A 21,069-nucleotide genomic window follows, 5' to 3' on the forward strand; every position below is an offset into this window, starting at 1 on the left:
GGTACGGGGCGGTCGGCAGGCGCTCAGCAGACCTCCTCGAGATCCCGCCATTCGCGGGTGTCGGGGCTGTCCGCCACCCAGCCGTCCAGCAGGCCGCGCACCAAAGCCGCGGGGGCGGCGAGGCCGCACTCCCGCTCGGGCACCCACAGCTCGCCTGGGCCGCCCTGCGTCATGTGGCCCAGCGGCCCCGGGTGCCCGGGTGAGCTGTGGTCGTGCGGATCGAGGTGCGCCGTGCCGTCACCCTCGTCGGCCGGCATCGCGCTCTCCGAGCAGGCGCGGCACAGCAGCCGCACCGAGGACGACCAGTCCTCGGCGGCGAAGCCCGCGTCGGCCGCCAGCCGCTCCAGCGCGTCACGGTCGCTCTCCGTGGCGGCCTCCAGCAGCACCACCCAAGTGGGTACGGGCGAGGGCGCCCACAGCTCGATCTCGTCGAAGACGGGGTAGGAGGGGCCGGCAGCGGTGGAGCGCTCACCGTGCGGAACGCCGTCGTGCAGGACGACCTCGCCCCAGCGGCGCCCGGACGAGGGCAGCGGGATGCTCTGCACCTCCAGCCTCGCCGGGTCGATACGGCGGCCCCACACGACCTCGGCCTCGCCCTCGGGCGAGAGCCGCACGGCCGCGCTGCCCAGCCGCATGCCGGAGGGCTCGTCGATCGCGCCTGCGCCGCTCGGGCCCTGGCCCGGCACGTCCAGCCCGTACGCCTGCCAGGCGCGGCGGGCCAGCGGCCAGTCCTGCAGGGCGGTGGCCGCGATGCCGACGTTCCACCAGTCGGGCGCACCGGCCTCCCGGTCGAGCAGCGCGACGGCGCGCAGCCCCGCCGTCCTGGCCTGCTCCCAGTCGTGCCGGAACTTGTGCAGCAGCGCCAGGTTGAACCAGGACTCCGAGAGCCACGGCTCCAGGTCGGCGGCGCGGGTGAGCAGGGCACCCGCGTCCTCGTACCGGCCGTCGCCGATGAGCGTGAACGCGCGGTCCGTCGCCTGCCGCCACGAGGCGGAGGGACGGTGCCGCACCTTGCCGAAGATCCTCACAGTGTTCCCGCCGTTTCCCGCCGTTCCCGCCGTTTTTCGCTACCCGCCGTTTCCCGCCGTTCTCGTTCCGCCTGTCCCGCGGCCCGGCTGCCGCCCGGTCGCGCGCCTGCCGCCACCTGTCGTCGGGGGCCTCGACACCGCACGCCCGGCGCGCGCTTCCACGCCTGTCGCGGTTCCCCCTTCGCATCCAACCATGCCCGCTCGGGTGCCCGCTCATTACCCGTGCGTCAGACGTCCGGTGAGCGGGACACGACGCGTGACAGGGCCTCCACGACGCGTGGTTCGTGGTCACGCGCGGTGGCGCCGCGCAGCGTCCGCAGCGCCCGCTCGCGGGGCCCCGCGGCCGCTGCCGGGCCGTCCGCCGCCCCGCCCCCGCCCTGGGCGGCGCCGGTGTGGCCGCCGTACGCCGTCATGAGGTCCTCGTAGGCGTTGACGGTACGCACGACGCGTGCCGTCAGGGACTGTTCGCGGTACGGGTCCGCCCGGGCCTCCACCGCGGTGGCCACCCGCCCGCCGACCCCGGCCTGGCGGACCACGGCGCCGCAGGCCAGGGCGATGCCCCGGCTGCCGCCCGCGGACTGTCCGGCCCTGGCACCGCGGGGTACCGGATCGGACAGGGAGAGTTGCCCCACGTCGTGGATGAGGGCCGCGTACTCCACAGCGGTGAGTTGCCCTCCGGACAGGCCCAGCTCCCGTCCCACGGCGCGACTCAGGTCGGCGACCCTGCGCGCGCGGCCGCGGGGAGTGCACCCGGCGACCTCCGGCGCCCTCGCCAGGGCGGCCGGAGTACGCCGCCGGGTCGCCCGTACGGGGGCACGGCGGCGCAGGACGACCTGGGTGAGCAGCAGCGGCGCACAGCACACCGGCAGCGCCCACAGGCCCGCCGACGCGACGGCCAGGGCGAGGAGCACCGCAGTCGCGGCGACGGCGGGAACGGTCACCAGCCGGGCGCGCAGTCGAGCGCGCAACTGGGCGCGCGGCAGCGGCCCGTACGGCCGGGTTCCGTCCACCGCGGCTGTGCCGCCCCGGGCGGGAGGGGCGGCCGTCAGCGTGGTCGTGCCGGGACGGGCAGGGGCAGTCGTCGGCGCGGTGGTGGCGGGGGCGGTCGGCGACGTGGTCATGGCGGGGTCGGCAAAGGGACCCGTCGGCGCGGCGGCGCCGGAGGCGCTCCTCGGCGCGGTGGTGGCGATGCCTCTCGGCGCGGGCATGGCGGTGACGGCCGTGGCGGCGGCGAGGAAGGCGTCGACGCATCCGGCGAGGAGGGCGAGGAGCAGCAAGCACAGCGTGAACAGCGCCCCGGGCCTGACGGCGGGCGCGAACACGCCCCCGGGGGAGAGGGGTTGGCAGCAGGTCGCGGCGAAGGCCACACCGAGCGTGAGGCGCCCTGCGGCCCGGGGCGACGGGGCCTGCCCCAGCGCCACGTGCGGCACCGATCCGACGAGGGAGCCCACCAGGGCCACGGTGACCGCCTGCGCCACCCACTGCCAAAGCGGCGCCTCCTGCACCGCGCCCAGCAGCGCGTAACCGAGCGCGCCCGCACCGCAGACCAGCCCTGTGCTCCGTCCGGCGCCCCCGCGGACCTCCGCCCGGGGCAGCCGCACCCGGGCCAACTCGCCCACGGCGACGACCAGTCCGAAGGCCACGGCGGTACCCGGCCGCGCCGCACCGTGCCACAGGGTGACGCACAGCGCCGAGACGGCCAACGCCGCGGCCGCCGCGTACGCCCAGGCCACGATCCCGGCGGCCAGGCGCCGGTCCGTTACGGTCCGCACACGAGCGGCCCGCGGGCCGGGGCGCCTCGTCATACGGCCACACCGCGCCCGTCCCGCGCGACGGGTCCCCGCCGCAGGCCGGTCTCCGTCGCGGTGGCCTCCGGCACGGCTCGCGCCGCGACGCCGCCCGCCGGTACGGCGGAGACCGCCTCGCCCGCCGACGGGGCGCGGGCAGGACAGTAGCGGAGTCCTCACGCCCGGCCACGGGCTCGGCGTACGGCCAGCCGTGGCGGCGCAGCGCACGGGCGAGCGCGGCGACCATCCGGGGATCGAACTGGGTGCCCGCGCAGCGTTCGAGCTCGGCCACGGCCGCGGCGACGGGCCTGCCCCCGCGGTAGCTGCGGGTGGAGGTCATCGCGTCGAACGCGTCGGCGACGGACACGATGCGCGCCGCCTCGGGGATCCGGTTGCCCGCCAGGCCGTGCGGGTAGCCCAGGCCGTCCACGCGTTCGTGGTGGTGGAGTACGGCGGCCCTCGCCTCGCCCAGGAAGTCCAGGCCGCGCACGATGTCCGCACCCTGTTCCGGGTGCTGCTCGACGACGCGGCGCTCGGCCAGGGTGAGCGGCCCCTCCTTGCGCAACAGACGCGCGGGGACACCGAGTTTGCCCACGTCGTGCAGGACGCCGGCGCAGCGCAGAGTCTCGGTGCGCTCCTCGTCCAGGCCGAGTTCGCGGGCGATGAGGGCCGTCGCGTGGCCGACCCGCTCGCCGTGTGCGCGCGTGTAGCGGTCCTTGAGGTGCACCGCCTGGGCGAGGGCCTGGACGGCCGCTCGGCGGGCGGCGCTCTCCGGGCGGCACTCGCACAGCTCCCGCCAGGCCAGGTGCAGGGGCCCGAGGACGAGCAGCGCGGCGAGGGGGCCGTAGGGGCCGCGCCACAGCGCGAGCGCCGCGGGCGCAGCGAGCGCGCACGCCAGCGCGAACGTTCCGTCCCGCCACCGGTCCGCTCCCCCGCCCGCTCCGGCACGCCGCCGCGTACCCGCTCCCACGCGCATCACGGGCCTCCTGACCGCCTCGTGTCCTGGCGGGGAGAATAGGAGTGCCGCGCGGGTCTGTTGCCGCCCCGGGCGGGCGGTTCGCCCGTACGAGACGGGCGGGGCTCACCCGATGGGAGGACAGCGGGCGGAAGCGCCGGCGCGAACGCGCCCGGTGTGAAGCGGTACGTCAGGCGGGGTTGCTGCCCTCGGCCCCCGTGGGGGCCTGCGCCCGCGTCGGGTTCTGTGCCTCGACGGTGTCCGTGGCCGGAGAGGCGGCGTCGGACTCCGCTTCGGGCTGCTGCCCCTGCCGGATCACCTCGATCCGGCCCATCACCTTGGCCCGCAGGTCCGACGGGACGTCGTCGTGCCCGCAGCAGCGCTTGACGAGCTTCTTGACCTCGCGCTCGATGCCGTACTTCTCGAAGCACGGGGAGCACTCGTCGAAGTGCTCCTTGAACTTCGCGCAGTCCCCGTCCGGCATCTCGCGGTCGAGGTACTCGTAGAGGTGGTCGAGAACCTCAGCGCAGTCCGTCTCGTGCGGCTCTCCGCAACTCATGAGCCCGAGCCTTTCCGGTCTTGCGACCCGTCCGCCGCGGCACCGGCCGGGACCAGTCCGCGCTCTTGCGCGTAGCCCTCCAGCATGTCCCGAAGCTGGCGCCGACCGCGGTGCAGACGGGACATCACCGTGCCGATGGGTGTCCCCATGATGTCGGCGATCTCCTTGTAGGCAAAGCCTTCGACGTCCGCGAGGTAGACGGCGATGCGGAACTCCTCCGGGATCGCCTGGAGCGCCGCCTTGACGTCCGAGTCCGGCAGGTGGTCGAGCGCCTGGGCCTCGGCCGAACGCAGCCCGGTGGACATGTGGGACTCGGCCCGCGCGAGCTGCCAGTCCTCGATCTCCTCCGCCGCGCTGCGCTGCGGCTCGCGCTGCTTCTTGCGGTAGGAGTTGATGAAGGTGTTGGTCAGGATGCGGTACAGCCACGCCTTGAGGTTGGTGCCCTCGCGGAACTGGTGGAAGGACGCGTACGCCTTGGCGTAGGTCTCCTGCACCAGGTCCTCGGCGTCGGCGGGATTGCGCGTCATGCGCAGCGCGGCCGAGTACATCTGGTCGAGGAAGGCGAGCGCGTCGCGCTCGAAGCGCGCGCTGCGCTCCTGTGCCGTCTCCGATCCCTGACTCCTGGGCTGTGCGTTCGAGCCGTCTTCGGTCCCGGTGACCGGACCCACCTCCTCCGCTGTCGGGGCGAGCCCGAACGAGGACCCGCTCGATTCGGAGAATAGACGACGATCCGCATCGTCCGCCGCTCGAATACCCGTCCCTGAGGCCAGCGCCAACGTGGCCCAGTCCAGGTCGGCGGCCCGCGGACGCTGGGGGCAAGCGACAGAACCCATCTGGGCGGCTTCCTTTCGCCTCGTGGTGAGGCCCTTGCGCGGCGAGCGCCGCACATCGGCTTCCTCTGTGGACACTGCGTGCAACCACACCGCCCCGCCGATCATTCCCGCGTCCGGGGACTCTTTCCGCCGCCTTCCGCCCGCCACGCCTGGCCCCCGGGCCCGCCCCGCGTCCCGCCTTCGGCCCGTACGCCTCCGCCGCGGGCCGCCCTGGGTCCGCCGCGGGGCCGTCCGGGTCATGCCGCGGGGGCCGCACCCGGGTGCGGACGTCATCCGGGGGTGCCGCCGCCGATCCAGCGGGCCACCGCGCCGGTGATCACGCCCATGGCCTCGTCCTCGGAGACCGCGGCCGACTTCGGGAGCGCGAACCCGTGATCGCCCCACGGCACCTCGACCAGGCTGGTGCCGCGCGGGAACTCCTCGGGGCGCCCGAACGGGTCCCGTCCACCCTGGACGACCAGCACCGGCAGCTCCACCCCGGTCAGCTCGTCGGCCCGGGACTTGTCCGGCTTGCCCGGCGGGTGCAGCGGGAAGGAGAGGGCGAGCACCGCGCGTGCCCCCAGCTCGCCCGCCGTACGGCAGGCCACGCGGGCCCCCGCGCTGCGGCCACCGGCGATCACGGGGAGTCCGGGAAGCACGAGGGCGGGCCACAGCGCGCTCCAGGCCGCGTCCAGGGTCCCGGGCGCCGGAGCCACCTTCTTTCCCGCGACCCGCCAGGGCTGCTCCACCAGGGCGACGCTGACTCCCTCGGCGGGCATCGCGGCGGCCAGCGCCCGCAGGTCCCGCGCCTCGATACCGCCGCCGGCCCCGTGACCCAGGGCCAGCACCGTGTGCGCCTTCTTCGCGTCGTGCCAGGTGATCCGGGCCTGCCCGACCGGGGTGGCGACCGTCTCGATCCGCCCGCCGCCCCCGCGGGGCCGCTCCTCGTCCCGGCGCGCGTGCGCGGTGCCCCGGCCCGGGTGCGCTCCGCCGGGGTGCGCTTCGTCCCCGCCCGGGTGCGTCGTGCCCTTGTCCTTGTGCGCGTTCATGTCCGGCATCCTTCCAGGGGTGCCCGGGAAAAGGCCGGTCAGACCCCGGTCAGAACAGCGTCTCCTCCTCCGGCGCCGGCAGCTCCTTCACCAGGTGGGGGCCGTTGTTGCGGACGTTGCTGACGTCCGTGGAGACGGGGTGGGCCCGCATGAGGCCGCCGGGCGGCGGGGCCAGCAGCGCGCGGAGCTGCTCGGCGTCGGTGCGGGAGGGGTCGAGCCAGGCGTCCCAGCGGTCGGGGGTGAGCATCAGCGGCATGCGCGGGTGGATGTCGGCCAGCGAACCGGGGCCGCCCTCGCTCAGCTCGTCGGCGTTGGCCAGCGGGGTGGTCTCAGCGGCGGTGGTCAAGACGGTGCAGGTCGCCCACCACGCCTGCGGATGGTCGTCGGGCAGGGTCTTGTCCCGCCAGAACTCGTAGAGACCGGCCATCGCCATCACCGGCGGCTCTTCCGAGCCGTCCCGCGGGGCGGGAGAGATGAAGTAGGGCTGCTTGCGGGGGCGCTTGCGCCTGCCCTCCTGCTCCAGCTTGAGCTCGCCCTCTGCCGTGACCCACTCGAAGTAGCCGTCGGCGGGCAGCAGGCAGCGGCGGGCGACGAAGGGGCGCCGGTAGGCGGGCTTCTCGTGGACGGTCTCGGCGCGGGCGTTGATCATCTTGACGCCCATGTCGGGCGTCTTGGCCCAGCCGGGCACCAGACCCCACTTGAGGGGGCGCAGCTGACGCACCGGACGCGGTTCCCCGCTGCCTTTGAGGGGGCGGTCGAGCACCGCGTACACCTGCTTGGTGGGCGCGACGTTCCAGTCGGGCGCGAGCGCCTCCTCGAGCTCCCACTTCTCCACCTCGAACAGCCGGGCCAGGTCCTCGGCCCCCCGGCTCGCTGCATACCGTCCGCACATGCCTGCAAGACTGCCACGGCACGCGGAAACGTCGCCGCGCGTTGACGCAGGACGGCACGCGCGGCCGCACACGGACCACACGAGGAGAACGCCGCGAACATGGACAACGCGAGCATCACGGATGTCTGGGACCGCGTCGTGGGCAGCCAGCCGGACCCCGAGCAGTGGCTGGTGATCGCCACCGGTGTGCTGGCGCTGCTCGCGGTGGCCCCGCACGGCGTGTGGCGGATCTCCCGCAACGCCATCACGATCGCGCACGAGGGCGGACACGGCCTGATAGCCCTGCTCACGGGGCGGCAGCTGGACGGGATACGGCTGCACTCGGACACCTCGGGGCTGACCGTCTCGCGGGGCAAGCCCACCGGCATCGGCATGGTGCTGACCGCCGCCGCCGGCTACACCGCTCCCCCGCTGCTGGGTCTTGGCGGCGCCTGGCTGCTGGCCGCCAACCACATCACCGCGCTGCTGTGGGGGGCGACGGTGCTGCTCCTCGCGATGCTGGTGATGATCCGCAACGCCTACGGGGTGCTGACCGTCGTCGTGGCGGGCGGCGCCTTCGTCCTCGTCTCCTGGCTGACGGATCCGGAGGTGCAGGCGGGCTTCGCGTACGTGGTGGTGTGGTTCCTGCTGCTGGGCGGCGTCAGGCCGGCGTTCGAACTCCAGCGCAAGCGGCGGGGGTGGGGCAACGCGCAGCGTTTCCGCCAGGGGCGGCGGCCGGGCGACGGGGGGGCCGGGGACTCGGATGCCGACCAGCTCTCGCGGCTCACCCACGTCCCCGCGGCGATGTGGCTCTTCCTCTTCCACGCCGTCTCGCTGTGCTCCCTGATCGGCGGGGGCCGCTGGCTGCTCGGCCCGGTGCTGGACCAGCTGTGAATCCGCTGCTCGCGGCGCCATCCCCTCCTGGGCCTGGCGCCCGGCGGCGGGCTCGGGGCGGCCCGCGCCCCAGCCATTAGAGTTGCCCCATGACCGACCAGCACGCGCCCGCCGCAGACACCGCACTCTGGCCCGCTCCCACCGCGCCGGGCCGCATCGAGGCGACCGTCACCGTGCCCGGGTCGAAGTCGGTCACCAACCGGGCGCTGGTGCTCTCCGCGCTGGCCGCCGAGCCGGGCCGGCTGCGCCGCCCGCTGCGCTCCCGCGACACCCTGCTGATGGCCGGGGCGCTGCGGGCCCTGGGTGTCGCGATCGAGGAGACGGGCTCCTCGGCCTCCGCCGCGACCGGGGCCGGCGGCGCGCGCACCACCGGTGAGGACTGGCGGGTGCTGCCAGGGCCGCTGCGCGGCCCGGCGACGGTGGACGTGGGCAACGCCGGCACCGTGATGCGCTTCCTGCCGCCGCTGGCGGCGCTGGCCGAGGGGCCTGTCGGGTTCGACGGCGATCCGCGCTCCTACGAGCGTCCGCTGCACGGTGTCATCGACGCGCTGCGCGCGCTCGGCGCCCGGGTGGAGGACGAGGGGCGCGGCGCGCTTCCGCTGACGGTGCGGGGGACGGGGTCGCTGACCGGCGGCACGGTCGAGGTCGACGCGTCCTCCTCCAGCCAGTTCGTCAGTGCCCTGCTGCTGTCGGGCGCGGGCTTCGACCAGGGCGTTCAGGTGCGGCACACGGGCCGCACCCTGCCCTCGACGCCGCACATCCGCATGACGGTGGAGATGCTGCGTGCCGCCGGGGCGCAGGTGGACGCGCCCGAGGACGGCGGGGCCGCGAACGTGTGGCGGGTCGCGCCCGGCACCCTGCTGGGCCGCGACCTGACGATCGAGCCGGACCTGTCCAACGCCCAGCCGTTCCTGGCGGCGGCGCTGGTAACCGGCGGCCGGGTCACCGTCGCTGACTGGCCGCGGCGCACGACCCAGCCGGGCGACGCGCTGCGGGAGATCTTCACGGCCATGGGCGGCAGCTGCGAGCTGGACGAGCGGGGTCTGACCCTGACCGGCGGCGGCCGCGTCCTGGGCATCGACGTCGATCTGGGCGAGGTGGGCGAGCTGACCCCCGGCATCGCCGCGGTCGCGGCGCTCGCGGACAGCGAGTCGGTGCTGCGCGGGGTGGGCCACCTGCGGCTGCACGAGACGGACCGGCTGGCGGCGCTGGCCAAGGAGATCAACGGGCTGGGCGGCGACGTCACCGAGACCGAGGACGGGCTGCGCGTCCGCCCGCGTCCACTGCACGGCGGCGTCTTCCACACCTACGACGACCACCGGCTGGCCACGGCCGGCGCGGTACTCGGCCTGGCGGTCGAGGGCGTTGAGGTGGAGAACGTCGCGACGACGGGGAAGACCCTGCCCGACTTCCCGGCGATGTGGGCGGAGATGCTCGGGGCGCCTGCCGGAGTGAGAGCCTGAGGGGGCGCCCGCGATGCGCCGCTACGGCAAGCACACCGACGAGGACGACATCCGCGTCCGCCCCTCCCGCCGCGGCACCAGGCCGCGCACCCACACCAGGCCCAAGCACGAGGACGCGGCCGAGGGTCTGGTGCTGACGGTCGACCGCGGCCGGTTGACGTGCCTGGTGGAGGGCCGCACGGTCACCGCGATGAAGGCCCGCGAGCTGGGCCGCAAGGGCGTGGTGGTGGGCGACCGGGTGGCCGTCGTCGGTGATCTGTCCGGGGCGAAGGACACCCTGGCGCGCGTCGTCCGCGTCGAGGAGCGCACCTCGGTGCTGCGCAGGACGGCGGACGACAACGACCCGTACGAGCGCGTCATCGTCGCCAACGCCGACCAGCTCGCCATCGTCACCGCGCTGGCCGACCCCGAGCCGCGGCCGCGGCTGATCGACCGCTGCCTGGTCGCGGCCTTCGACGCGGGTCTCGAACCGCTGCTGGTGCTCACCAAGTCGGATCTCGCGCCTGCGCGGCCGCTGATGGAGACCTACGCACCGCTCGGCGTGCGCCACGTGGTCACCAGCAGGGAGGGGCTGGCCGAGGGCGCGGGCGCCGAGAGCGTCCGTGAGCTGATGCGCGGTCAGGTCACGGTGTGTGTGGGCCACAGCGGTGTCGGCAAGACCACGCTCGTCAACGCGCTGGTGCCGCGCAGGCAGCGCGCGACGGGCGACGTCAACGCGGTGACAGGGCGCGGCAGGCACACCACGACGTCCGCGCTGGCACTCCCGCTGCCGCCGTCGACCACCGGCGAGGACGGCTGGGTCATCGACACCCCGGGAGTGCGCTCCTTCGGACTGAATCACATTCAACTCTCGCGGGTCATCCACGCGTTCCCCGACCTGGAGGAGGGCGCCGCCTCGTGCCCGCGCGGGTGCAGCCACAACGAGAGCGGCTGCGCGCTGGACGCGTGGGTGGCCGACGGGCACGCGGACGCCGCCCGGCTGCACTCGCTGCGCCGCCTGCTGGGCACGCGGGAACGCCGCGAAGGGGACTGATCGCTTCCGGGCGCCCGCGGCGGCATACTGGTTTGCCTGCGCTTGAGCTGGACCGCACGGGCGTCACGGGAGGAAGAGCACATGGCGTGGCTGTTGGTGCTAGTCGCTGGGCTGCTGGAGACGGGCTTCGCCGTGTGTCTGAAACTCTCGCACGGCTTCACCAAACTCTGGCCGACCGTCGCCTTCTGCGCCTTCGCACTGGGCAGCTTCGGCCTGCTCACCCTCTCGCTGAAACGGCTGGACGTCGGTCCCGCCTACGCGGTCTGGACCGGCATCGGGGCCGCCGGGACGGCGATCTACGGCATGGTCTTCATGGGTGACGTGGTCTCGGTGCTGAAACTCGTCTCCATCACACTGGTGATCATCGGTGTGATGGGGCTCCAGCTGTCCGGCAGCGCCCACTGACCCCGCGCCCTTCCCCGGCGGCGCCTCCCCACCGCCCGCTCAGCACGCCAGCAGCGCCCGTACCACCGCGTCGACCCGCCCACAGGGTTCGTCGTCAGGACCGGGCTGGGGTGCGACGACGTAGCTGAGCGCGACCCGCAGTCCCGCCTCGTACGCGCGCAGCAGGTCACCCCTGGCGGTCTCGACCAGCTCGGCCGGCCCCCCGCGCGGACGGGCTCCGGGGCCGCCGACCGGAAGGCGGGTGGCACGGTCGAGACCCGCCACGGCCCGGTCGCACAGCACGTGGGCGAGCCTCCCCGGCTCCGCCGGGTGCGCCTCACGGGCGGCCCGGTCCCACCCGGCCAGGGGAGGCGGACGGGACGGCAGCGGGATCCTGGGCCCCCAGCACCCGGTGAGCGCCGCGTGCACGATGGGCTCGGCGCGCGCGGTCCGCAGCACCCAGTGCGCGGCGGCGGCGCAGCAGGCCGCGGGGTCGGCGCCACCGCGGCAGGCCTCGGTCACGGCGCGGCCCGTACCGTCGAGGAAATCCCCGACCAGTCGGCTGACCAGTGCCGCGCCCAGACCCTCCTTGCTGCCGAACTCGTTGTAGAGCGTCTGCCGGGAGACGTCGGCCGCCGCGGCGACATCGACCATCCGCACGACGCTCCAGGGCCGCGTCCGCACCGCCGCGTGGGCGGCTTCCAGCAGGGTCTCGCGCGCAGCAGGCATCGTCGCCTCCCCCAGCCCGTACCCTCCACTCCTCGAACGCCGGACCGACTCGCCCCACAGCCCGGCGTGCGGCACAGAATTGACGCACCGCCATGAGGTGTCAATACGCGCCGCACGCGCATGGCCCTGTGGCCGGGGGTCACCCCGCCGGATACTGTGCGGACATGCTGGACTATCACGATGATCTGCGTCTCGCCCACGTGCTGGCCGACGCCGCCGACGCCACGACCATGGAGCGGTTCAAGGCTCTCGACCTGAAGGTGGAGACCAAGCCGGACATGACGCCGGTGAGCGAGGCCGACAAGGCGGCCGAGGAACTGATCCGCAGCTCGCTCCAGCGCACCCGCCCCCGGGACGCGGTGCTGGGCGAGGAGTTCGGCACCGAAGGACACGGACCGCGCCGCTGGGTGATCGACCCCATCGACGGGACGAAGAACTACGTGCGCGGCGTCCCCGTCTGGGCGACGCTGATCGCCCTGATGGAGATGGGTGAGGGCGGCGACCGTCCCGTGGTCGGCGTCGTCTCGGCCCCCGCGCTCCACCGGCGCTGGTGGGCGGCGCTGGGCGCGGGCGCCTACACGGGACGCAGCCTCTCCAAGGCGACCCGCCTTCAGGTCTCCAAGGTCGCCGAGGTGCGGGACGCCTCGTTCGCCTACTCCTCGCTGCACGGCTGGGAGGAGCGCGGCATGCTGGGCGGCTTCATGGATCTGACCCGCGACTGCTGGCGCACCCGGGGCTACGGCGACTTCTGGCCGTACATGATGGTCGCCGAGGGCTCGGTGGACATGTGTGCCGAGCCGGAGCTGTCGTTGTGGGACATGGCGGCCAGCGCGGTCATCGTCGAGGAGGCGGGCGGCAGCTTCACCGGCCTGGACGGCAATCCCGGCCCGCAGAGCGGCAGCGCGGCGGCCTCCAACGGCCTGCTGCACGAGACGCTGCTGAGCTACCTGACGGCATGAGAACGGGGCCGCCCGGACCGGGTGGCCCATACACGCTTCCTTGTTGTGGCCTGCGTCACATGTGAGCATGAACATGAGCACGCTTGTGACCTTGTGAACCCCTTCTCGAGGTCCCGCGCTCCCGCGCCCGGGGCCCGCAGAAGCCGTTCCGCCAAGGAGGTAGCCCCGCATGCCAGGTCACGTCCAGCACGCCATGAGCACCGTGGTCCTCACCATCGGCCCCACCCACACCCTGCGCCAGGCAGCGCAGCTGATGTCGACCAGAAGGGTGGGCGCCGCCGTCGTCCTCGACCCCGACACCAGCGGCCTCGGCATCCTCACCGAACGCGACATCCTCAACTCCCTGGGCGCAGGACAGGACCCCGACCGGGAGACGGCCCACACCCACACGACCAACGACGTCGTCTTCGCCGGGCCCGACTGGACACTGGCGGCGGCGGCCGAGGCGATGACCAAAGGCGGCTTCCGCCACCTGATCGTGCTGGACGGACGCGAACCCGTGGGGATCGTCTCGGTCCGCGACATCGTCCGCTGCTGGGCCGACACCGACGCGCCGCCCGCGGACACCCGGCCGGCCGGCGCCCGGCCCGCTGGAGAGATGGCCGTCTGACCCCGCAAGGGGAGGAAACGGTACAAAACGCGGTCCCGCGCCGCCCCTGCGAGCACCTGCGGGGACGGCGCGGGAAACGCACCGGAGGGACCGGAGCCCCATGGCGTCCGATCCCTCCGGGCTCGTACGGCGAGCGATCGATCAGCCGCGCAGGGCCTGGACCGCGGCCTCGAGCCGCTTGCCGTAGTCGGGGTCCGCCTTGCGGAAGTTCTCGATCGCGCGCTGGGCGATCTCGTCACGGGAGACGGCCGCGATGCCGCCCGCGAGGTTGTCGACCAGCCGCTGCTTCTCGTCCTCCGACATGAGGCGGTAGAGGTTCCCGGCCTGGACGAAGTCGTCGTCCTCGGCGTGCGAGGGCGCCTCGTGGTCCTCGGTCGTGCCGCTGACGCTCTGCGGCTCCCACATGGCACGGCCGGTCTCGGCCGGGCCGCCGAAGCTGTTCGGCTCGTAGTTCTTCGTACCGCCGTGGCGGCCGTCGTACATGAAGCCGTCACGGCCGTAGGTACGGGCCTGCGCCGCCTTCGGCTCGTTCACCGGCAGCAGGTCGGCGTTGATGCCGACCCGGTAGCGGTGCGCGTCGCCGTAGGCGAACAGGCGGCCCTGGAGCATCTTGTCCGGGGAGGGGCCGATGCCCGGCACGAAGTGGTGCGGGGAGAAGATCGACTGCTCTGTCTCGGCGAAGATGTTGCGCGGGTTGCGGTTGAGCTCCATCTTGCCGAACCAGTGGATCGGGTAGTCCGCGTGCGGCCACACCTTGGTGAGGTCGAACGGGTTGAAGCGGTAGTTCGCCGCCTCCGCCGCGGGCATGATCTGCACACCGACGGTCCAGCTCGGGTACTCGCCGCGCTCGATGGCCTCGCGCAGGTCACGCTGGTGGCTGTCGGGGTCCTTGCCGGCCAGCACGTCCGCCTCGGCGGCCGTCAGGTTCTTGATGCCCTGGTCGGTCTTGAAGTGGTACTTGACCCAGAAGATCTCGCCCGCCTCGTTGCTCCACTGGAAGGTGTGGGAGCCGAAGCCGTCCATGTGACGGTAGGAGGCGGGGATGCCGCGGTCGCCGTGCAGCCAGGTCACCTGGTGCGTCGACTCCGGCGAGAGACCCCAGAAGTCCCACACGTTGTCCGGCTCCTGGGAGCCGGTGTAGGGGTCGCGCTTTTGGGTGTGGATGAAGTCGGGGAACTTGATGGCGTCCTTGACGAAGAACACCGGGGTGTTGTTCCCGACCAGGTCGTAGTTGCCCTCTTCGGTGTAGAACTTCAGGGCGAAGCCGCGCGGGTCACGTACCGCGTCCGCCGCGCCGAGGTTGCCCGCCACCGTCGAGAACCGCGCGAAGACCTCGGTCTCCTTGCCGACCTCGGAGAGGAACTTCGCCCGCGTGTACTGCGTCACGTCGGCTGTGACGGTGAACTTGCCGTACGCGCCCGCGCCCCGGGCGTGCACGATCCGCTCGGGGATCCGCTCGCGGTTGAAGTGCGCGAGCTTCTCGAGCAGGTGCTGGTCCTGAACGAGCACCGGGCCGCCGACGCCGGCGGTCTGGCTGTTCTGGTTGTCCGCGACCGGAGCACCGGCTTCCGTCGTCATCGGTCCGGACGTCTCGTCCTGCACGGTCACGTGCGCCTCCTGTGCTTCACATCTGTCCTGTGGGCCAACCACTCGCAACCCTACATTGGACATTGTCTAAGTCAAGAAGAAAACGAAACCCGTACGGGTTCTGCCTATGGACATGGCACTGCTAGTCTGGACGTATGAGTGACCTGCTGGAACGGCTCCGCGACCGCGGCTGGCGCCTTACCGCGCAGCGGCGCGTCGTCGCCGAGGTGCTCGACGGCGACCATGTCCACTACACGGCCGACGAGGTCCACGCCCGCGCGACGGACCGCCTGCCGGAGATCGCCCGCGCGACGGTCTACAACACGCTCAGCGAACTCGTCGCCCTCGGTGAAGTACTCGAGGTGAGCACCGACGGCCGCGCGAAACGCTACGACCCCAACGCGCGCCACAGCCACCAGCACCTGGTCTGTTCCCGCTGCGGCACCATCCGCGACGTCCACCCGACAGGTGACCCGCTGACCGCCCTGCCCGAGCACGAGCGGTTCGGCTTCGCCGTCGCGGAGGCCACGGTCACCTACCGCGGCGTCTGCCCCCACTGCGCCGACGCCTGACGTTCCACCCCGGGACGACTCGCCCGAAGCTCTTCCCCTCGGGGATCTTTCGCGCCGCCCTTCCCCTCCGACCGCAGGCCGGTCGGCTGCCGGTCCGTCGGCTGCCGCGGGTCGGCTCTGGCCCGGGGCCGGCCCGTTGTCGGCCGGATCCCGTGAAACGCCCTCGGCACCTCCACGAGGGGGCGGCGCGGCCGCCGGTGCCGTTTTCCGGCCGATGGGGCCCGCACCGCGCCAGGTGCGGGCCCCGCGCCAGGTGCGGGCCCATCGTGTTGCCGCAGGACCCTTGCCGGTATCTGACGGCCCGTCATATCGTCGCGGACTGACGCACTCTTCCCCACCCGGAACGGGGAGTGACCATGCCGAAAATCCGCGCCAGTGCCGTCACCCGCAGCTTCGGCCGCGGCCCTCGCGAAATCGCCGCACTCGGACCGCTCGACCTGGACGTCGACCCGGGGGAGTTTGTCTGCGTCGTCGGCCCCTCCGGCTGCGGCAAGTCCACCCTGCTGCGCATCGCCGCCGGACTGCTGCGCCCCTCCTCCGGCGAGCTCGAACTGCGCACCGACGCCACCCACCCCGCCGCCATGATCTTCCAGGACTACGGCATCTACGACTGGAAGACCGTGCTGGCCAATGTCCGCTTCGGCCTCGACATCCAGCGCGCACCCCGCAAGGAGGCCGACGCGCGTGCCGCCGCGTGGCTCGCCAGGCTGGGGCTGGCCGACTTCGCCGACGCCTACCCCGCCGCCCTCTCCGGCGGCATGCGGCAACGGGTGGCCATCGCCCGCGCGCTCGCCGTCGAACCGGAGATCCTGCTCATGGACGAGCCCTTCGCCGCGCTCGACGCTCAACTGCGCACCATCCTCCTGGACGAACTCCTCGCCCTCACGCAGGCCACCAGCGCCACCACCCTCTTCATCACCCACAGCCTCGAAGAGGCCCTCGTCCTCGGCGACCGGGTGCTGGTGATGTCCGCGCGCCCCGGCCGTGTCATCGCCGAACGCCGCACGCCCTTCGCCCGGCCCCGCACCGGCGACGTCCGCTCCGACCCGCGCTTCACCGCGCTCAAGGACGAACTGTGGGAACTGCTGCGCGGCGAGGTCGCCCGCCGGACACCCGGCGCGGGACCGGCCACGGCGAGCGGCAAGAGAGCCGCCGCATGAGCACGCTTCAGACGCCCCACAGCAGCGAAGGGCGACTCGTACGGCGCCCGGGTCCGCACGAGAAAGCCCCGGAGAGCACCCACAGGCGGCGGCGTGCACTGGAACTGTCGCTGGCCGTCGCCGTGCCCCTCGTCCTCGTCCTGCTGTGGCAGCTCGCCGCCACCCAGCAGTGGATCGACGAACGCGTCTACCCCGCGCCGAGCGCCATCCTCGCCGACGGGTGGGAGCGCGCCGCGGAAGGCGACCTGTGGCCCGACGTGTGGGCCACCCTCAAACGGGTCCTCGCCGGATATCTGCTCGGCACGGTGGCCGGCTATCTGCTCGGGCTGCTGATGGGAGCGCTGCCGCTGGTGCGGGCCGCGCTGGAACCCATGATGGACGCCCTGTACGTGGTACCGAAGCTGGCGCTGCTGCCCATCTTCCTCAACATGTTCGGACTCGGTGAGGGGCCGCAGGTGGCGCTGGTGGCCGCGACGGTCTTCTTCTTCGTCTGGATCTCGACCATGGCCGCCGTGCTGGCCGTCCCGGAGGGACACCGGGACGCCGGGCGCGTCTTCGGCGCCGGACACTGGCAGATGTTCCGGCACGTGCTGCTGCCCGCGTCCCTGCCCTCCGTCCTGGTCGGCGCCCGGATCGCCGCGGGCGTCGCCGTGCTGGTGATCGTCGCCTCGGAGTCCATCGCCGCCTCCGACGGCCTCGGACACCTGATCTTCGACTCCCGCGCCCTCTTCCAGAACGACGTGATGTTCGTCGGCATCGTCTGCGTCGCCGCCCTGGGCGTGCTCTTCTCCGAACTCGTCCGGCTCGCCGGACGCCTCCTCACCCCGTGGGCGCCGCGCGACCGGGGCCGCGGCCAGTCCTGAACCCGCACCGGTCCCGCCCGCCCTCACCCGAAAGGGTCGCCGTGCGCCCTCCCCTCGTCCCCGTCCTCACCCTCGTCCTCAGCTGCGCCCTCGCCCTGACCGGCTGCTCCGCACAGCAGGACGGCGGCCTGAAAACCGCCGACCGCGACATCGAACCCGCCCCCGGATGCGGCGAACGCTCCTGGACCGACCCCGCCCGCACGGGCGAGAACCGCTCCCCCGCACGCTGCGAAGCCGGCGCCCCCGCACCGCGCAAGCTCAAGAAGACCCGCGCACTCACCATCGCCACCAGCACGCTGACCGCCGAGTACGTCGCACCCCTCCAGATCGCCATCCGCGAGGGCGAGTTCGCCAGGGAAGGGCTCGACGTCGAGCTGAAGGTGCTGCCCACCCCCGAAGCTCTGCCGCTGCTGGCCAAGGGGGAGATCGACGCGCTGTGGGCCGCCCCGGAAGCCGCCGTCGTCAACGGCATCAACTCCGGCTTCGACATCCGCTGGGTCGCCGGCAACTTCTCCCCCGCCCCGAAGTCCAAGAGCGGCCTGTGGGTCCGCCTGCGCAAGGACGAGAAACCGACCTCCGTCTCCCTCGCGGACCGGAAGATCGCAACCCTGATCGGCAAAGGGTCGGTGATCTCCTACCCGATGGACACCCTCCTTTCCGAACACGGCGCCGACATGGAGTCCATGTCCTTCCGGCAACTCGGCTCCTCCGACGTCCTGACGGCACTCACCAGCGGCGCAGTGGACGCGGCCTGGCTGCTCGACCCGGTGTGGCGCCGCGTGGAGGACGACAGGAAGTACACCTTCCTCGGCGGCCAGCCGCCCGGCGAACCCCTGGGCGGTGCCCTGTTCGGGCCGGGCCTGCTGAGCGCCGACGTCGACGCGGGGGTCGCGCTGCTGCGCGCGTACATCCGCACGATCAACACCTACTTCGCCGGTGACTACAAGAAGGACCCCGCCTTCGTGGCCGAACTCGCGAAGATCCTCAAGCAGGATCCGAAAGTGATCACGGCCGTGCCCGCGCTCCGGATGGACTGGGAGATCCGCAAGGGCACCACCGACAGGCTCCAGAAGGCCTACCGCGATGCCGGGGTCACCGAGGGCGAGCCCGTCCCCGAGGCACGTCTGGTGGACCGCAGGCTCTACGCGGAAGCGGTCGGACACGAACCGTGACGGCCATGCGCGGGGCCGGTGACCGGTGGCTGGCGGCTGGACGGCTCGGCGCCGGAGAGCGTGCGGATATGACGAAAGCCCGGATCCGTGGATCCGGGCCTTCGTCTTTCAGTAGCGGGGACAGGATTTGAACCTGCGACCTCTGGGTTATGAGCCCAGCGAGCTACCGAGCTGCTCCACCCCGCGCCGTTGTGTGTACAACTTTAACGCACGCCGACGACCAGTGCAAACCGAGCCCCGCGGGCCGCGTGTGCCCGGTGTGGCACACCTTCCGAGCCGCCGGCGCGAGACCCTCCGTCCATCCCCATGCGGCCCTTCGGCGGGGCGCTCGGAGCCGGGTACTTATGGCGGGGCGCCCACGGGCGGGAGCACTTACGGCAGAGCGCTCACAGCGGCGCGCTCACAGCGGGCGCCCTCGCTCACGGCGGGGTGCCGGCGGCGTCGCGGCCGCCGGCGCCCCCTGGCGAGGGAGGCCCGCCCCTACGCGGTGAGCTCCGCGCGCAGCGCGTCCCGCAGGCGCGCGGCCCGCTCGGCCACCTCGACCGGGCCCAGCTCGACCGCGCGGGCGCACCAGAACTGGCCCTCGGCCAGTTCGCCCTGGCGCGCGCTGAGCAGCGCCAGCCGCAGGGCGGCCCTGCCGTGCCCGGCCTCGGCCGCGCGGGTCCACCACAGCACCGCTTCGGTTTCGCTGCCCTCACGGGCCAGCAGCAGGCCCAGGTTGAAGGCGCCGTTGGGGCTGCCCGCCTCGGCCGCGGCGCGGTACCAGCGTGCGGCGTCGACGACCTCGCCCCGCGCGGCCGCGCACATGCCCAGCCGTACCTGGGCCCGGCGGTGGCCGTGCTCGGCGGCGCGCTGGTACCACTCCTCGTACTCGGGCCTGGCGCCCTCGACGCGCCCGAGCGCGTGCGCGGAGCCCAGCTCGCCGGTGTCGGGCCGGGTGACCCTCTCCAGCAGCGCGCCGAGGCGGAAGGCCCCCTCGACGCTGCCGCCGCCCGCTGCTGAGCGCAGGTACCTCTCGGCGGTGTGCAGCTCGCCTTCGCGCAGCAGCGCGAGGGCGACCTGGAGCGCGGCCTCCGCGTGCCCGGAGGCGGCCGCCCGCTCGTACCACGCGCGCGCGGCACGCTCGTTGCCGCGGCCGGCGTGCAGGATGCCGAGGTTGAAGGCGGCGTCGACGCTTCCGGCCTCGGCCGCCTTGGAGAACCACGGCTCGGCCCCCTCCGCGTCCCCGCGCTGCAACAGCAGGACGGCGAGCGCGTTGGCGGCCTCGCGGTGCCCGGCGTACGCGGCCCGGCGGTACCACTGTTCGGCCTGCGCCGTACGGCCCTGCGCGGCGCACAGGAGCCCGAGGTTGAACGCCCCGTTGTCGCTGCCTGCTTCCAGCGCGACGCGGTACCAGCGCTCGGCCGCCTGCCGCTCGCCGCGGTCGGCGTGCAGCGCGCCCAGGGCGTTGGCGGCGTTCCCGTCACCGTCCTCGGCCGCGCGGCGCCACCACACGGCGGCGCTCTCCTCGTCGCCCGCGTCCCGCAGCAGGAAGCCCAGAGCGCAGGCGGCCCGTGCCTCGCCGTCCTTGGCGGAGGTCAGGTACCAGCGCCCGGCCTCCTTGAGTTCGCCGCGCCGCTCCAAGGCCGCGCCCAGCCGCAGCGCCGCCCTGCGATGGCCGCGGGCCGCCGCCTGGCGGTACCAGCCCTCGGCTTCCTCCTCGACCTCGCGTACGGTCGCCGCGTCGGTCTCGCCGTCGGCCGCCAGCTGTTCGGCCCGGGCCCCGGCCAGCCGCGCGACGCGGTAGGCCGCCTCCCGGTGACCGCGCTCGGCGGCGGCCCGGAACCACTCCTCCGCACCGTCCTCGCCGCGGTGTTCCAGCAGGTCCGCCAGCGCGTACGCGCCGAGCGCGTGGCCGGATTCGGCGGACTGGCGCAGCCAGTAGTGCGCCGCGGGTTCGTCACCGCGCTCCCGCTGGTGGCGGCCGAGCGCGTGTGCCGCCGCGGCCGATCCCGCGACGGCGGCCGTACGCCACCACTCGGCGGCCTCTTCCGTATACCCCCTCTGGTGCAGCAGCACTCCGAGGTTGTTGGCGGCCGCGCGGTCACCCGCGGCCGTGGCGGCGCGCAGATGCGGCTCGGCGCCGTCCAGATCCCCCCGGCGCAGCAGTTGGGCTCCCAGCACACTGTCCGCGGCGGTCGTGTCGCCTGCGGAGTGTCCGGCTGCGTTCGCCACTGCGGCTGCGGTCTTTTCGGTGTACTCCTCCACACTCGGGCCCAGACCGGGACGTGCCGGGTCCGTCGGCCTTGCCTTCTCCCCCATAAGCTCCATCGTCGCACCACCTGCAACCCGCGTACACCTCGTATACCGCAGCCAGTGAGGTCACTTCGGCGGTTTGTCGACTTCCCGACGAAGAGATACCCCAAACTACAGCGCCGCACCATCCCCCGCACAAGCGAAAAGGCCCGGAGTCTGTTGACTCCGGGCCTCTTCTTCCGAGTAGCGGGGACAGGATTTGAACCTGCGACCTCTGGGTTATGAGCCCAGCGAGCTACCGAGCTGCTCCACCCCGCGCCGTTGTGTTCATAACTCTACACCATGGC

At 73.3% G+C, this 21,069-nt stretch carries 19 protein-coding genes, 2 tRNA genes and 1 pseudogene; 10 read left to right on the plus strand and 12 right to left on the minus strand.

Going from position 1 to position 21,069, the window contains the following annotated elements; genetic code table 11:
* Positions 1-23: 23 nt before the first annotated feature.
* The 7 genes and pseudogenes from DQ392_RS05785 to DQ392_RS05815 form a co-directional block, all read right to left on the minus strand.
* Positions 24-1,028 carry a tetratricopeptide repeat protein gene (locus tag DQ392_RS05785; RefSeq protein ID WP_114014391.1) on the minus strand — a complete coding sequence of 335 codons (1,005 nt, stop codon included), beginning with the start codon at positions 1,026-1,028 and terminating at the stop codon, positions 24-26.
* 227 nt (positions 1,029-1,255) lie between these two features.
* Positions 1,256-2,800, minus strand: a complete 1,545-nt coding sequence (locus tag DQ392_RS05790) for an HD-GYP domain-containing protein (RefSeq protein WP_114014392.1) — start codon at positions 2,798-2,800, stop codon at positions 1,256-1,258.
* 322 nt (positions 2,801-3,122) lie between these two features.
* A pseudogene (locus DQ392_RS05795) lies at positions 3,123-3,791 on the minus strand (HD-GYP domain-containing protein); the annotation flags it as partial.
* A 169-nt stretch (positions 3,792-3,960) separates the two neighbouring features.
* Positions 3,961-4,329 carry a mycothiol system anti-sigma-R factor gene (gene rsrA / locus DQ392_RS05800; protein WP_114014393.1) on the minus strand — a complete coding sequence of 123 codons (369 nt, stop codon included), beginning with the start codon at positions 4,327-4,329 and terminating at the stop codon, positions 3,961-3,963.
* On the minus strand, positions 4,326-4,997 hold the full coding sequence (locus tag DQ392_RS05805; RefSeq protein WP_181856288.1) for a sigma-70 family RNA polymerase sigma factor: 672 nt from the start codon (positions 4,995-4,997) through the stop codon (positions 4,326-4,328). The genes rsrA and DQ392_RS05805 overlap by 4 nt, the downstream gene beginning before the upstream one ends.
* 434 nt (positions 4,998-5,431) lie before the next feature.
* The gene (locus tag DQ392_RS05810; protein ID WP_245981208.1) at positions 5,432-6,190 is read right to left on the minus strand and encodes an alpha/beta hydrolase family protein; all 759 of its coding nucleotides are present in this window, start codon (positions 6,188-6,190) and stop codon (positions 5,432-5,434) included.
* A 49-nt stretch (positions 6,191-6,239) separates the two neighbouring features.
* Complete coding sequence (locus tag DQ392_RS05815) at positions 6,240-7,082, minus strand: SOS response-associated peptidase (RefSeq protein ID WP_114014395.1); 843 nt, start codon at positions 7,080-7,082, stop codon at positions 6,240-6,242.
* Between the two features lie 99 nt (positions 7,083-7,181).
* Here DQ392_RS05815 and DQ392_RS05820 point away from each other — a divergent pair, with 99 nt between their 5' ends.
* From DQ392_RS05820 to DQ392_RS05835, 4 genes are all read left to right on the plus strand, one after another.
* Entirely contained in the window at positions 7,182-7,955 is a 774-nt protein-coding gene (locus DQ392_RS05820; RefSeq protein WP_114014396.1) for a M50 family metallopeptidase, read from the plus strand.
* Positions 7,956-8,044: 89 nt separating this feature from the next.
* Positions 8,045-9,418, plus strand: a complete 1,374-nt coding sequence (gene aroA, locus DQ392_RS05825; protein WP_114014397.1) for a 3-phosphoshikimate 1-carboxyvinyltransferase — start codon at positions 8,045-8,047, stop codon at positions 9,416-9,418.
* Between the two features lie 13 nt (positions 9,419-9,431).
* Positions 9,432-10,451, plus strand: coding sequence for a ribosome small subunit-dependent GTPase A (rsgA, locus tag DQ392_RS05830; RefSeq protein ID WP_114014398.1), 1,020 nt, complete (start codon positions 9,432-9,434; stop codon positions 10,449-10,451).
* Between the two features lie 81 nt (positions 10,452-10,532).
* A complete protein-coding gene (locus DQ392_RS05835; RefSeq protein ID WP_114014399.1) occupies positions 10,533-10,856 on the plus strand; it encodes a DMT family transporter in 324 nt (107 codons plus the stop codon).
* Between the two features lie 39 nt (positions 10,857-10,895).
* On the opposite strand, the gene DQ392_RS05840 is transcribed toward DQ392_RS05835, so the two are convergent.
* Complete coding sequence (locus tag DQ392_RS05840) at positions 10,896-11,564, minus strand: TetR/AcrR family transcriptional regulator (RefSeq protein ID WP_114014400.1); 669 nt, start codon at positions 11,562-11,564, stop codon at positions 10,896-10,898.
* Positions 11,565-11,728: 164 nt separating this feature from the next.
* On the opposite strand from DQ392_RS05840, the gene hisN reads away from it, so the two are divergent.
* Together hisN and DQ392_RS05850 are read left to right on the plus strand one after the other, a co-directional pair.
* Positions 11,729-12,523 carry a histidinol-phosphatase gene (gene hisN, locus DQ392_RS05845; protein WP_114014401.1) on the plus strand — a complete coding sequence of 265 codons (795 nt, stop codon included), beginning with the start codon at positions 11,729-11,731 and terminating at the stop codon, positions 12,521-12,523.
* Positions 12,524-12,692: 169 nt separating this feature from the next.
* Positions 12,693-13,133, plus strand: coding sequence for a CBS domain-containing protein (locus DQ392_RS05850; RefSeq protein ID WP_114014402.1), 441 nt, complete (start codon positions 12,693-12,695; stop codon positions 13,131-13,133).
* A gap of 141 nt (positions 13,134-13,274) precedes the next feature.
* Here the strand turns inward: DQ392_RS05850 and DQ392_RS05855 are convergent, their stop codons facing one another.
* The gene (locus DQ392_RS05855) at positions 13,275-14,711 is read right to left on the minus strand and encodes a catalase (RefSeq protein ID WP_181856307.1); all 1,437 of its coding nucleotides are present in this window, start codon (positions 14,709-14,711) and stop codon (positions 13,275-13,277) included.
* A gap of 164 nt (positions 14,712-14,875) precedes the next feature.
* Between DQ392_RS05855 and DQ392_RS05860 the strand changes: the two genes are divergently transcribed.
* The 4 genes from DQ392_RS05860 to DQ392_RS05875 all read left to right on the plus strand — a co-directional run bounded on the left by DQ392_RS05860 (position 14,876) and on the right by DQ392_RS05875 (position 18,487).
* Positions 14,876-15,292, plus strand: a complete 417-nt coding sequence (locus DQ392_RS05860; protein ID WP_114014404.1) for a Fur family transcriptional regulator — start codon at positions 14,876-14,878, stop codon at positions 15,290-15,292.
* 356 nt (positions 15,293-15,648) lie between these two features.
* The gene (locus DQ392_RS05865) at positions 15,649-16,452 is read left to right on the plus strand and encodes an ABC transporter ATP-binding protein (RefSeq protein WP_114014542.1); all 804 of its coding nucleotides are present in this window, start codon (positions 15,649-15,651) and stop codon (positions 16,450-16,452) included.
* Positions 16,449-17,315: an ABC transporter permease gene (locus DQ392_RS05870; protein ID WP_114014405.1), complete on the plus strand. Its 867-nt coding sequence runs from the start codon at positions 16,449-16,451 to the stop codon at positions 17,313-17,315. The genes DQ392_RS05865 and DQ392_RS05870 overlap by 4 nt, the downstream gene beginning before the upstream one ends.
* A gap of 41 nt (positions 17,316-17,356) precedes the next feature.
* Entirely contained in the window at positions 17,357-18,487 is a 1,131-nt protein-coding gene (locus tag DQ392_RS05875; RefSeq protein ID WP_114014543.1) for an ABC transporter substrate-binding protein, read from the plus strand.
* A 112-nt stretch (positions 18,488-18,599) separates the two neighbouring features.
* Here the strand turns inward: DQ392_RS05875 and DQ392_RS05880 are convergent.
* The 3 genes from DQ392_RS05880 to DQ392_RS05890 form a co-directional block, all read right to left on the minus strand.
* Positions 18,600-18,673 (minus strand) — tRNA-Met (locus DQ392_RS05880).
* 294 nt (positions 18,674-18,967) lie between these two features.
* The gene (locus tag DQ392_RS05885; RefSeq protein WP_245981209.1) at positions 18,968-20,788 is read right to left on the minus strand and encodes a tetratricopeptide repeat protein; all 1,821 of its coding nucleotides are present in this window, start codon (positions 20,786-20,788) and stop codon (positions 18,968-18,970) included.
* 178 nt (positions 20,789-20,966) lie between these two features.
* A tRNA-Met gene (locus tag DQ392_RS05890) sits at positions 20,967-21,040 on the minus strand.
* Positions 21,041-21,069 lie beyond the last annotated feature (29 nt).

It is taken from the genome of Streptomyces reniochalinae, from assembly GCF_003323735.1.
GTDB lineage: Bacteria > Actinomycetota > Actinomycetes > Streptomycetales > Streptomycetaceae > Streptomyces > Streptomyces reniochalinae.

Bases quoted from the DNA above. Each gene is read 5' to 3' on its own strand.
- rsrA (WP_114014393.1), bottom strand. From the start codon at position 4,329: ATGAGTTGCGGAGAGCCGCACGAGACGGACTGCGCTGAGGTTCTCGAC.
- DQ392_RS05810 (WP_245981208.1), bottom strand. From the start codon at position 6,190: ATGAACGCGCACAAGGACAAGGGCACGACGCACCCGGGCGGGGACGAA.
- DQ392_RS05815 (WP_114014395.1), bottom strand. From the start codon at position 7,082: ATGTGCGGACGGTATGCAGCGAGCCGGGGGGCCGAGGACCTGGCCCGG.
- DQ392_RS05820 (WP_114014396.1), top strand. From the start codon at position 7,182: ATGGACAACGCGAGCATCACGGATGTCTGGGACCGCGTCGTGGGCAGC.
- aroA (WP_114014397.1), top strand. From the start codon at position 8,045: ATGACCGACCAGCACGCGCCCGCCGCAGACACCGCACTCTGGCCCGCT.
- rsgA (WP_114014398.1), top strand. From the start codon at position 9,432: ATGCGCCGCTACGGCAAGCACACCGACGAGGACGACATCCGCGTCCGC.
- DQ392_RS05835 (WP_114014399.1), top strand. From the start codon at position 10,533: ATGGCGTGGCTGTTGGTGCTAGTCGCTGGGCTGCTGGAGACGGGCTTC.
- DQ392_RS05840 (WP_114014400.1), bottom strand. From the start codon at position 11,564: ATGCCTGCTGCGCGCGAGACCCTGCTGGAAGCCGCCCACGCGGCGGTG.
- hisN (WP_114014401.1), top strand. From the start codon at position 11,729: ATGCTGGACTATCACGATGATCTGCGTCTCGCCCACGTGCTGGCCGAC.
- DQ392_RS05850 (WP_114014402.1), top strand. From the start codon at position 12,693: ATGCCAGGTCACGTCCAGCACGCCATGAGCACCGTGGTCCTCACCATC.
- DQ392_RS05855 (WP_181856307.1), bottom strand. From the start codon at position 14,711: ATGACGACGGAAGCCGGTGCTCCGGTCGCGGACAACCAGAACAGCCAG.
- DQ392_RS05860 (WP_114014404.1), top strand. From the start codon at position 14,876: ATGAGTGACCTGCTGGAACGGCTCCGCGACCGCGGCTGGCGCCTTACC.
- DQ392_RS05865 (WP_114014542.1), top strand. From the start codon at position 15,649: ATGCCGAAAATCCGCGCCAGTGCCGTCACCCGCAGCTTCGGCCGCGGC.
- DQ392_RS05870 (WP_114014405.1), top strand. From the start codon at position 16,449: ATGAGCACGCTTCAGACGCCCCACAGCAGCGAAGGGCGACTCGTACGG.
- DQ392_RS05885 (WP_245981209.1), bottom strand. From the start codon at position 20,788: ATGGGGGAGAAGGCAAGGCCGACGGACCCGGCACGTCCCGGTCTGGGC.